This is a genomic window from Deinococcota bacterium, from assembly GCA_030858465.1.
Taxonomy (GTDB): domain Bacteria; phylum Deinococcota; class Deinococci; order Deinococcales; family Trueperaceae; genus JALZLY01.
Map to the genome: position 1 here is coordinate 1 of JALZLY010000116.1, position 11,776 is coordinate 11,776.

General features: G+C 66.3%; 8 protein-coding genes and 2 pseudogenes. 1 reads left to right on the forward strand and 9 read right to left on the reverse strand.

What is annotated here, in order from left to right:
* Both M3498_05570 and M3498_05575 read right to left on the reverse strand, forming a co-directional pair.
* On the reverse strand, nt 1-519 hold a 519-nt coding region (locus M3498_05570), incomplete at its 3' end, for an ABC transporter permease (protein MDQ3458755.1).
* A gap of 156 nt (nt 520-675) precedes the next feature.
* Nucleotides 676-816 (reverse strand): annotated as a pseudogene (locus M3498_05575) (superoxide dismutase).
* A gap of 299 nt (nt 817-1,115) precedes the next feature.
* Between M3498_05575 and M3498_05580 the strand changes: the two are divergent.
* Nucleotides 1,116-1,994, forward strand: a pseudogene (locus M3498_05580) (ribokinase).
* A 273-nt stretch (nt 1,995-2,267) separates the two neighbouring features.
* Here M3498_05580 and M3498_05585 read toward each other — a convergent pair.
* From M3498_05585 to M3498_05615, 7 genes are all read right to left on the reverse strand, one after another.
* Nucleotides 2,268-2,825, reverse strand: a complete 558-nt coding sequence (locus tag M3498_05585; protein MDQ3458756.1) for a Uma2 family endonuclease — start codon at nt 2,823-2,825, stop codon at nt 2,268-2,270.
* A 249-nt stretch (nt 2,826-3,074) separates the two neighbouring features.
* Nucleotides 3,075-4,019, reverse strand: a complete 945-nt coding sequence (locus M3498_05590; protein ID MDQ3458757.1) for an ABC transporter permease — start codon at nt 4,017-4,019, stop codon at nt 3,075-3,077.
* Between the two features lie 62 nt (nt 4,020-4,081).
* A complete protein-coding gene (locus M3498_05595) occupies nt 4,082-5,578 on the reverse strand; it encodes an ABC transporter substrate-binding protein (GenBank protein ID MDQ3458758.1) in 1,497 nt (498 codons plus the stop codon).
* 42 nt (nt 5,579-5,620) lie between these two features.
* Nucleotides 5,621-6,874 carry a M20 family metallopeptidase gene (locus M3498_05600; protein MDQ3458759.1) on the reverse strand — a complete coding sequence of 418 codons (1,254 nt, stop codon included), beginning with the start codon at nt 6,872-6,874 and terminating at the stop codon, nt 5,621-5,623.
* Between the two features lie 26 nt (nt 6,875-6,900).
* Nucleotides 6,901-8,766 carry a M3 family oligoendopeptidase gene (locus tag M3498_05605; GenBank protein ID MDQ3458760.1) on the reverse strand — a complete coding sequence of 622 codons (1,866 nt, stop codon included), beginning with the start codon at nt 8,764-8,766 and terminating at the stop codon, nt 6,901-6,903.
* A gap of 126 nt (nt 8,767-8,892) precedes the next feature.
* Nucleotides 8,893-9,843, reverse strand: coding sequence for an RluA family pseudouridine synthase (locus M3498_05610; GenBank protein ID MDQ3458761.1), 951 nt, complete (start codon nt 9,841-9,843; stop codon nt 8,893-8,895).
* A gap of 171 nt (nt 9,844-10,014) precedes the next feature.
* Entirely contained in the window at nt 10,015-11,610 is a 1,596-nt protein-coding gene (locus M3498_05615) for an FAD-dependent oxidoreductase (protein MDQ3458762.1), read from the reverse strand.
* Nucleotides 11,611-11,776 lie beyond the last annotated feature (166 nt).

The following is an 11,776-nucleotide window of genomic DNA, read 5'->3' on the forward strand; positions in this document are numbered from 1 at the left end:
GCCGCGTCCTGCGCCGAGCGCCTGGGCGGCCTCGACGAAATCTCGCCCCTTCAGGCTCAACATGGAGGCGCGCATGAGCCGCGCGAAGACCGGCACGGTGGCGAGGCCGATGGCGACCATCGCGGTCAGGGTGCCGGGCCCGTAGATGCCGGCTAGCAGGATCGCCATCAAGATGGGCGGAAAGGCGTAGAGCACGTCCACCACGCGCATGACGAGCTCGTCGAGGAGGCCGCCGAGGTAGCCGCCAAGCGCGCCCAGGAGCCCGCCTAGGCCGAGCGCGATAGAGACGGCGATGAAGCCGACCAGCAGGGTGCTCCTTGCCCCCACCAGCAGCCTGCTCAGGAGGTCGCGGCCGAGATGGTCGGTGCCCAGCGGATGCGCGGCGCTGGGCGCGGCGAGCTGCGCGCTAAAGTCGATCCGGTTGGGGTCGTGCGGCAGCCACAAAAAGGATAGCCCGGCCCCCAGGGCCACGAGGCCGATGAGGGCGAGGCCGAAAACGAGGTTGGGGTGACGAAACATAGGATTAAAAATTCACTGGCTCTAACGGAATCTGTTGCTCTTGTCTAGGAGGGAGAAAAAGGATGTCATGAGGATTGATGAACACCACGACATCCAAAGCACAGCGTACTCCCAAGCTGACCAAGAAACCGCAGGGGCTAAGGGAATCGAAACGAAATAGCTCTGCTGATGATCCTGATGGTGCAGTTGCATCGTCTCGGCGTCGATCTGCGGCTCGAGCGCGTCGTAGCCATAGCCCAATTCCGGGAGGCTGTACGGATAGCTGCCAAGGTCAACCGCAAGCGTCTCGGCGGGCATATCGGTGGGCTGCGCCGCCACCTTTTGCGTCACCCCAAACCCTGCGGCAGCGAGCCCGCCCCCACCTTGAACAGGTCGCGGCGGCTCAACCCCCGTGGTGCGCCTAGTGAACCCCGCCTATGGTTGGTGTGTCGTCGTTTCATGCTCTCCCCCTTCCGGCGTGTGCCACCCTTAGAAAAGCACAGGCGTTGGGGCGGTAAAGTAAGCCTTGGTCAAGTCCACCGCGCCCGCCAGAGGGGAGGTACAGGAGCGGATACAATAGCAGCATGAAAACCATCCTGGTCGTCGGTAGCCTCAACATGGACCTCGTCACCGCCGTGAGGGCGCATCCCAAACCAGGCGACACGGTCTTAAGGGACGACGTAGCGAGCTTTCCTGGTGGCAAGGGTGCCAATCAGGCTGCGCCTGCCGCCAAGGCCGGAGGTCGTGTCGTCATGCTTGGTAGGTCGGCGAGGACGCTTTTGGAGAGACGTTGCGCCACACCCTCGAGCACACCAACGTGGACGTTGGCCGGGTGCAGCGCGTGCCCGGTCCGAGCGGTATGATCTTTATCACGGTGGACGAGAGGGGCCAGAACATGATCGTGGTGAGCCCCGGTGCCAACGGCAAACTCACCCCCGAACAGCTCCCCGATGACCTACTCGAGGGGGTCGCGCTAGTAGTAGTGCAGCTCGAGGTTCACTAGAGACCGTCACCGCCGTCGCGCAACGGGCGCGCGCGGGGGGGTGCCGGTGCTGCTCAACCCAGCCCCCGCGCAGAGGCTCGAGGACGCGCTGCTTCAGACGATCACTTACCTGGTGGTAAACGAGAGGGAGGCAGCCGTGTCGAGTGGGCTCGAGGGCGAAGCTGCTTCCTCAAGGCAGGCAGCGGAGGCACTGCGGGGGCGCGGCGCTAAGACCGTGGTGGTCACGTTGGGGGCAAAGGGGCTGGTGTGGTCGTCTGCCGAGGGCGACGGGCAGCTAAGCGCCCACAAGGTCGAGGTGGTGGATACGACCGCCGCGGGGGACGCCTTTTGTGGCGCGCTGGCGGTCACATTGGCGGAGGGGGAGGGGCTCGAGGCGGCACTGCGTTTTGCCAATGCAGCAGGCGCGCTGGCAGTGACCAAGAAAGGGGCGCAGCCGAGCCTACCGACGCGCGACGACATTCGCATAGCGTTAAGAACACAAACCAACCCATGAGACCACCACCCGCCTGATGATGTCGCCACGCGCTAGCGTCCGGTGGGTGTCTGTCGTCAGCCTGCCCAAGACGGTAGCGCTACGGACGGTACTCGAGACTTCACAACCGAGCACACAAGATAGAAAAGGCAATCTTTTGACGCTGTGCAGGTTTTGCTATTCAAACGCTACCAGTCAGAGGTGAGACATGCAGCACCACACCACGCAGCGCCACACCACGCAACCGGGAATGGCACCGCTGCTCGAGACATAAGACCCGAACGCCCAAGTTTCTCAGCTCAGATAGGTGAGAAGTTCCTCTACGGTGCAGCGCCAACCAGGGAAAAGGTCGCTTGTAAGGGTGTCTTGCGCCTCATAGCGCTGATGCACGCCACCTGGCTGGTATTTTGTGAGAATGATGGTTTTTGGCACGAACACCCACACCTCACGGCTCCCTGCCGCGAGCCACTCAGTGACCTTGCCGCGCACGTCTTTGGGGAGGTCGTTGGGCGAAACCACCTCGACCGCGAGGTCAGGGGGGGTGACGCGGTACTTGGGGTGTAAAGGTTCTTGCTCGAGGCTCGCCCGTGAAACAAAGGCTAGATCCGCGCTGCGCACCACGTCGGGGTTGCGCTGCACTAAAAAACCTGTTTCGGTGACGAGTAAGCCAGCCTTGGTGCGCTTGAGGTAAGGTGCCAGGAGCGCCGTGGCGTTGGTTGGAACCACACCGTGTTCACCACCAGGGGGAGCCATCTCGATGAGTATCCCTTCGATGAGTTCGTAGTTGCGACCGTCATCGGCAAGGTTGAACAGCTCCTCTGCGGTCATGAGCTTGTCCTGCACCTGAGTCATAAAACCTCTCCCACGCTGCGATACACCATGACGCACCATAGCGTGTTGAGACCGATGATAGCACACGCCTTCTCGAGCACCGTCCATACACCCTTTGGCGCAAGACTCGGTGCCCCTACTTTGCCAAGCCCAACGAGACCGAGTGCCAGACGATGGTCGCTTGTGAACACTGCTGTAAAAGGTCGAAAAAAGCGGTCAGACTCCCTTGTTTTCTTACATAAAGACGAAAATTTGTCTTGAACCTTCAATTCAGCTGTAGCGGATGCGCGGGTCGAGGAGGCTGTAGGACAGGTCCACCAGGAAGTTGAGGAGGACGATGACGGTGGCGTAGAAGAGCACCTCGCCCTGCAGCAGCGGAAAGTCGCGGGTGCCGATGGCGGTGAGCGCGAGGCGGCCCAGGCCGGGCAGCGAGAAGACCTGCTCGACGATGATGGCGCCTACCAGGAGTTGCGAAAAGCTGAGGCCGATGATGGTGAGCAGGGTGACCATGGTGTTCTTGAGGGCGTGGCCGTAGACGACGCGCCGCGCCCTCAAGCCCTTGGCTCGAGCGGTGCGGATGTAGTCCTGGCCGAGGACCTCGAGCATCGCCGCGCGCGTCTGCCGGGTGATCACCGCCGCCTGGCCCAGGCCCAGGGCCAGCACCGGCAGGACGAGGCTCTGCGCCGCCCGCAGCGGGTCGCGCGACCAGCTCGTCCAGCCGCCCGCCGGCAGCCAGCCCAGCTCGACGCTAAAGAGGAGGATGAGCAGGAGGCCGAGCCAGAAGGACGGGACGGCGGCGCCCAGTTGCGTAGCGCCCGTCACCAGCGGGTCGAGCCAGCTTCCCTGGCGCAGGGCGGCCAGGACGCCGAGCGGCAGGGCGACGAGGCAGGCCAGGAGCATGGCCCCAAAGGCCAGAGGCAAGGAGACCTCGAGCCGGGACACGATCAGCGAGGTCACCGGCTGGCCGTAATTGATCGACACGCCGAGGTCGCCCCGCAACAGGCCGCCGAGCCAGCGCGCGAAGCGCTCCACCGGCGGCAGGGTGAGGCCGAGCTGCTCACGCAGCGCCTGGAGCGCCTGGGGGCTGGCGTTGATGCCCAAGATGACCTCGGCGGGGTCGCCGGGCACCGCCAAGAGGGCGACGAAGACGAGCAGCGCCGCCAGAAAGACGCTGGCGAGCGCGGCGAGGGAGCGCTTGAGGACGAAAAGCAGCATGGACGGGGGTTAGGGGTCGGGGTCAGGAAGAAACCGACCCCCGAATCCCGACCCCTGCTTGCTCATTGCGCCCGGTAGACCTCGGTCATGTCGATGCTGGGGGTGGGCTGGTTCTCCCAGTAGCCGTAGATACCCTCACGGGCGGCGACGAGATAGGCCGGGTTGAAGACCCAGACGTTGACGGCGTCATCGCTGATGATGCGGGCGATCTCCTGGTAGAGTTCCGCCTCGGCCTCCGGCTCGGTGGCGCGCTCGGCTTCGTCTAAGAGCTCGCGCACCCGCGGGTTGTCGTAGCGGTAGTAGTAGTCGGGGTTGCCGTAGACGCCGATGTCGCGCGGCTCGGAGTGGCCGATGATGGTCAGGTCGTAGTCGGCGCCGCCAAAGATGCGCTCGAGCCAGGTCGCCCACTCCACCACCGACAGGTCGATGTCGATGCCCACCTCGGTGAGTTGCTGGGCGATGACCTCGCCGGCGCGCCGCTCGAGGATGTAGGGCTCGGGCAGCTCGAAGCGAACGCTCAGGCCGCCGTCGAAGCCCGCCTCGGCGAGCAGCTCCCTGGCCCGCTCGGGGTCGTAGGGGTAGGGGTTGGGGTCGGTGTAGTAGGGCTCGACCGGGGTCGCATGGGTGCTGATGACCGTGCCGAAGCCGAACATGGCGCCCGCGACGATGGCCTCTTTGTCGATGGCGTGGGTGATGGCTTGGCGCACCCTTGGGTCCGTGAGGGGCTCGCGCGCGTTGTTCATCGCCAGGGTGATCTCGGTGGTGCTGCTGCCCTGGCTGAGCTTGAGGCTGGGGTCGGCCTGGACCTGCAGGGCGTTCTCCGGGCTCACCCCCACCCCGATCAGGTCGATGTCACCGCTGCGCAGGGCGGCCAGTTGCGCGTTGGGATCCGCAATGATGCGGAAGGTGACGGCGTCCAGGTAGGGCAGGCCCTCTTCGTAGTAGCCGTCGAAGCGCTCGAGCCTGACCGAGCTGCCCGCCACCCACTCGACGAAGCTGAAGGGCCCGGTGCCGACGGGCTGGTTGCGCTGCGTCGCTTCCGTGCCGGCGGGATAGATGATGGAGTCGGGCCGGGCCAGGTTGTAGAGCAGGCTCGAGTTGGGCTCTAGCAGCGTGAAGGTGACCAGCTTGCCCTCAGCGGTGACGCTCTCGATGGCGCGGTAGTACTCGGGGTGGGTGTGGCCGGAGTCGGGGTCGGTGGCGCGCTCGAACTTGGCGATGACGTCCTCGGCCGTCAGGGGGCTGCCGTCGTGGAAGAGGACGCCCTCGCGCAGGGTAAAGGTCCAGGCGAGGCCGTCATCCGAAACCTCCCAGGACTCGGCCAGGGCCGGGACGACCTCGCCGCTCTGGTCGATGCGCGCCAAACCCTGAAAGACGTTGTGGTAGGTCACTCGAGCGATCTCCTGCGAGGTGGACACGGTGGGGTCCCAACCCGGCGGCTCGGCGACGATGGCGACGGTGACCTCGCCGCCGTAGGCGGGCTCGGGCTGGGCCAGGCCGCTCAGGATGGTCGCGCCCAGCAGGACGGTCAAGAGGGTAACTAAAGCAGCACGCGGCATTCGTGGTCCTCCTTTTTGTTCCTTCAGTCTACGCCTTGGAGGCTAGCTTGTGGTGCTTTTTTCCTCGCTCATAAAGAGCACGGCCGCCGCCGCGTAGAGCTTCGCGGCGTGGACGATATCGTCGAGCGCGACCCACTCGTCGCGCTGGTGCGGAACCGTGCGCTCGCCGGGCCCGACGGTGACGATGGGCACGCCGGCCCAGGCGTGCAAGAAGGTGCCGTCGGTGGCGCCGGGCACGCCGCCGTAGCGGGGTTCGCGGCCGAGCAGCCGGCAGGCCTGCTCGAGCGCCGCCACCACCGGCTCATGAGGCGAGGTCTCGGTCCAGGGACGCGCCTCGAGAAGCTCCAGGCTGATGCGGGCGCGCGCGTCGCGGGCCCTGACGGCGCCGGCGATCCCCTCGAGCGCCGCGAAGACGGCCTCGTGCTCCTGGCCGGGCACGGTGCGGATGTCGAGCAAGAGCTCGGCGTCGCCGGGCAGGACGTTGAGCTGCGCTTCGCCGGTCGCGGGCGCGCGCAGGACGGTCGGCGTGAGCCAGGGCAGGCCGAGCTGAGGGTGCGCGCCCACCCTGGCCTGCTCGGCCGCTTCGAGCGCCCGCACGCCCTGGACGAAGTCGGCCAGCCAGGGCACCGGGTTGACGCCGGCGTAGGGCATGGCGCCGTGGGCCATCCTGCCGGTGAAGCGCGCGGCCACGCGCATGGCGCCCTTTTGCCACAGGCAGAGCTCGAGTTCTTCGGGCTCGCAGACGATGGCCGCGTCCACCTCGTCGGCCCAGCCCCGCCGGATAAAGTGCTTGATGCCCAGCATCATCCCCTCTTCGTCGGCGACGACGCCCAGCCGGACGCGGCCGGGCAGCTCGGGGGCCGCCGTCATCACCGCCTGAAGCGCCATGACGGCCGCCGCCACGCCCGCCTTCATGTCGGCGGCGCCGCGGCCGTAGAGGCGGCCCCCTTCGATCACGCCGGCGAAGGGCGGATGGCTCCAGCTCTCGGCGTCGCCCTCGGTGACCACGTCGCTGTGGCCTTCAAACAGCAGCGTCCTGCTCCCCGGACGGTAGCCGGAGCCCTGCCAGTCCGCGATGACGTTGGGGCGGCCGGGGGCGGCCTCCTCTACGGTGACCGTCAGCCCCATCTCCTGGAGCACGCCGGCCAGAAGGTGCGCCGCCTCGGCCTCGGTCCGGCCCTTGTCGGGTTCGTAGACGCTGCGAAGGCGCACGAGCTCCTGGGCGAGCGCGACGACGCCTTTGGCGTCGACGGCGTCCGCGGCGCGGCGGGCGAGGTCGGTCGGTGAGGTCGCCATGTCAACACGCCTTGCTAACTGCCTTGCTAACCGGCGTGCGTCTCCACCAGCTCCTCGAACTCCGCCACCCGCCCCGCGGCGACCGCGAGGCTGCCCTGCCAGAAGTCGGGGCTCTCCAAGTCGATGCCGAAGTCCCGGGCGAGTTCGGCGGCGTCCGCCATGCCCGTCATGGAGAGCAGCCTGTCGTAGCGCTCCCTGAAGCCCTCGGGCTGGGCCCGGTACTGGGCGTAGACGCCCAGGCCGAAGAGGTAGCCGAAGGTGTAGGGAAAGTTGTAGAAGCTCCGGCCCGCCGAGTAGTAGTGCAGCTTCTGCGACCACATGTTGGGATGGCGGGCGTTGCTGTCGAGGCCGTCGCCGTAGGTCGCCTCCTGGGCGTCCAACATCAGCCCCTTGAACTCGCCCACGCTGAGCTCGCGTTTCCGCCGCCGGTCAAAGACCTCGCGCTCGAAGAGAAAGCGCGAGTGGATGTCGACGACGAGTTGAGAGCTGCCGAGCAAGTCCTGCTCGAGAATCGCCAGCCTCTCCGTCTCGCCGGCCTCTTTGAGGACCGCGTTGACGACGATGGTCTCGCAGAAGATGCTGGCGGTCTCGGCCAGGGTCATGGGCGTGCCCGCCTGCAAGGAGCTGCGCCCCGCCGTAAACAGGCAGTGGTTGTGGTAGGCGTGGCCGAGCTCGTGGGCCACCGTGAAGAGGTCGTCAAGGGTAGCGCCGTAGTTGAGCAGGATGCGCGACTCCTGGGCGCCAAAGGCCTTCATGCAAAAGGCGCCGCCGCGCTTGCCCTTGCGCGGCGGCACGTCGTGCCAACCCTCGTCGAAGCTGCGCTGCGCGAAGTCGGCGAGCTCGTCGCTGTAGGCGCGGAAGTTCTGGACGACGAAGCTCTTGGCTTCGTCCCAGCTGTAGCTCCTGGCCTCGCCTACCGCAATGGGCGCGCGCAGGTCGTACCAGGCCAGGCTGCTCTTGCCCAGGAACTTGGCCTTGGCCTTTAGGTAGCGGCGGAAGACGGGAAAGCTCGCCTCGCAAGCCGCCTGCATGGCGTCCAGGCTGGCCCGGCTGATGTGGCTCTGGAAGAGGGCTTCGTCCAGGGCGCTCGCCCAGCCGCGGCGGCGCGACACCTCGTTTACCTGGCCCTTGATGCTGTTCAGGGCGGCGGCAAAGGAGACGGCGTCGCGCTCCAAGAGCTTCTGCTCGGCAAGGAAGGCGGCCCGGCGCAACTCGGGGTCGGCCTCGGCCTGGAGGTTCTTGAGCTCGGTGACGGTGTAGTCTCCCTCCTCGCGGCCCGGCAGGGCCAGGCGAACGGTGCTCTGAGAGCTGATGTCGCCGTGCAGCTTGCCCCAGGCGTTGCCGCCCGTCTGGGTGAGGGCCGAAAAGAGCGCCTCCTCGGCGTCGGACATCAGGTGTTTTGCGCTCTGGTGCTCGAGCCTGAGCAGGTAGGCATGCTCGCTAGCAGCCTGCGAGCGGCCAATCAACGCCTCTATGTCCAGGCTGCCCAGCCAGGCGGTGAAGCGCTTGGCGAGGACGCCCAAGCGGCTGCTCACGGGCTGGAGCCCCGAGTACTCCGCCTGCGAGAGCTCGTCGAGGGAGTCGGTGGTCAAGTAGCCGTAGACGAAGGCCCAGATGTCGCTGTTCAGCGCGTAGATGGTGTTGAACTCGCTCAGCAGGTGCTCAAAGGTGCCGATGACCTCGGCGCTGAGCTCGAGCCCCTCTTGGCTGCGCACGCCGCGCTCGTCCATGAAGCGCTCCAGGGCGTCCAGGTCTTCCTCGAGTTCTTCCTTGGCCGCGCGGAAGTCTTCGCCTTCTAAGCTGGAAAAGAGGCTGGTGAGCTGCCAGTGGGGCAGGGTAGCAGCCTGTTGAGAGCTGGCCTTGCTGTGGGGGGGAGGGGGTGTTTGCGTCATGTTTGCCTTTCCCGGTTGGGACCGCGTCAACCGTTCTGCTGTCAACCGTTCTACGGGGCGCGCGAAGGTCGCGGCCGGATGGAAGTGAAGGCCAGTCTAACAAGCCCCGCTGCGCAGGGTCGTGCCCTAGGAGGCGCGGCCGCCGAAGGCGGGCCAGGAGCCGCCCAGCCCCAGCCAGGCCTCGACCATGTCGGTGGGCGGCTCGGCCTCAAAGGCGATGGGCGTGTTGTCGCGGGGGTGCGGCAGGGTGAGGCGGAAGGCGTGCAGCGCTTGCCGAGGGATAACCGCCGAGGGCCGGCCGTAGACCTTGTCGCCGACGACGGCCGCGCCCAGGTGCGCGAGGTGCACGCGGATCTGGTGGGTGCGCCCGGTGTGAGGTTTGGCCCGCACCAGCAGGCTCTGCTGCCCATGCCCCGGCGCCCGCCCCAAGACCCAGAAGTAGGTGCTGGCCTTGCGCGGGTTGATGCCGCCTACCGTCATCTTCCGACGTTCCAGCGGGTGCCGGCCGATGGGCGCGTCGACCAGCACCTCGCTTGGCATCTCGCCGCCGGCGAGCGCCACGTACTCCTTTTCGGTGAGGCGCTTTTTGAAGGAGTTGGCGAGGTGGCGGTGGGCCGCGTCGTGCTTGGCGATGACCATGATACCCGAGGTGTCCTTGTCGAGCCGGTGCACGATGCCGGGGCGGTAGTCCTCTTCGAGCGGGTCGCTCTGCCGTTCCCTCGAGAGCTCGATGCGGCCCAAGAGCGCGTTGACGACCGTGCCCGTGCGCAGGCTGGCGGTGGGGTGGGCGGTCAGGCCGGGCGGCTTGTTGATGACCGCCATATCCTCGTCCTGGTAGAGGATGTCTAAAGGGATGTCCTCGGCCTCGACGTGCATGGGCCTGGGCGGCGGCACCAGCACCGAGACGATCTCGCGGCCGGTCAGTTTCAAGGACGGCTTGCTCACCGGGCGGCCGTCGAGCTGCACGTAGCCGTCGCTGACGAGCTCCTTGGCGCGGGTGCGGCTGAACTCGAGCGCCGCGGCGATAGCCACGTCGAGGCGTTCCTCGGCCGGCGCTTCAAAAACCCTGATGTCCACGCCCTTATTCTACGCCTCTAGGCTAAACCCCGGGCTGACGAGCCTGGGCGAGGGAGCGCGCTAGAGTATGGTCTGCTGGGGGCGCGACCCGGAGAGCCCTTGACCCTGTTGGAACCGCCCTCTTTTGGAACCGCGCCCTTATGCCCTTATACCCTTATGCTTCGGCTTCGCCTATGCTTCGTCGGCGGCGGTCTTGATGGCGTTTTGCGAGCTGTGGTCAAACGCTTCGCGCAAAACCGGGATGTGCTCGACCAACGTGGTGAAGTCCTGGCGGGCCATGCTGAGCACCGTGGTATCGACGGTCGCGCGGACCGTCCCGGTGCGCTTTACCTCGTAGAGCAGCGCGACCTCGCCGAAGTAGCGGCCGGGCCCGAGGCGGGCGACTTGCTCCTCACCGCCATCCGCCGCCCTGCGCAAGACCTCGACCTCGCCTTCGTTGACGATGTAGAAGCGACTGCCCGGCTCGCCCTCGCGGATGATGGTGTCGCCGGCGGCAAAGCGCAGTGGGATGATGCTGTCGCTTCGCGCGATGCGCAGTTGGGTCATGTCCGGGGGGAACAGGGTCGCGGAGAGCCAGTCCATGAGGAAGGCGAAGCGGCGCTTCCAGCTGTGCAAGAAGGTCATGATGGTGAGGCGCCAGACGGCCGCCGCCAAGACGCCCTCGAGCGGTACCCCCCACAGCTGCGCCACCCCGTAGTTGGTGGTGAGCAGGGCCGCGTCCCCGAGGTTGACGGGCCGGTACCGTTTCAGCGGCTGTCCGCGGCGCTCCCTCAGAATATTCTCGGCGGCGCACTCACCCTGCGAAAAGGCGTAGATCGCCGTCGGCGGGAAGGGTCTGCCCGTCTGCTCGTTGGGGATAGCGGCGTTGTCGCCGACGGCATAGACCCCAGGCTGGCCGAGCACGCGGCAGCACTCGTCGCAGACGACGCGGTCGTGCTGCAACGCGAGGGGCAGCCCGGTGATGACGGGATTCGGTCCGACCCCGACCGTCACGATCAGGGTGCGCGTGGCGATAACCTCGCCGCTGGACAAGATGGCGGCATTGGTGGTCGCCGACGCCAGCTCGGTCTTGAGCTTGAACTCGATCTTGTTGCGCTCCATGAAGCGCGCAGCGCGGCTGGCCAGCGTCTCGCTGATGGCCGGCAGAATCCGCGCCGAATGGCTGACGACCACGAGGCGAACCTCGGCTTCCTCGATGGTCGGATAGAAGCGCAGGGCGCTGCGGATCAGGTTGTTGGCCTGCGAGGCGATCTCGACGCCCGCGAAGCCGGCCCCGGCCACGACGAAGGTCAATGTCCGCCGCCGCTCTTCCGGGTCCTGTTCGACCGAGGCGCGCTCGAGCATGTCGAGCAGGTGGTTATGAATGTGGAAGACGTCGCCGATGGTCTTGGTTTGGAGGCCGTGCTCGAGGAGGCCCGGGAAGCGGCTGAGGTCGGTCACCGAGCCGAGGGCAAGAACGAGGTGATCGAAAGTGATCACCACCTCACCACCTTCGTCGCCACGGTCGAGGGTCACGGAGCGCTCGGCCAGATCGACGGCTTTGACCTCATGGCTGTACAAGGTGACGCCGGGCAAGATGGTGCGCAACGCGACCAGGATATGGCTGGGCTCGATGCGGCCGCCGACGATCTGCGGCATCAAGCCATGCCAGACCTCGACATTGTCGTGGTTGACCATGGCAATGTCGAGGTCGTCTTCCGGCCGGCTTGCCTTCAGGAGGCGCCTGGCAGCGCGCACGCCAGCGTGGCCGCCACCCAGAATGACCACGCGGTGCTTAGCGATGGGACACGACCATTGCTGCTCCTTCAGCCTTCTTGTACAATACTTTTGCCGGTTTGGATTCGCCCGTCGTGGAATTTGAGAGCTGAAAAATGGATACCTTCTATGCCGATCTGGCAACCGTAGAGAACTTTTCGGATATTACCGATCCCGG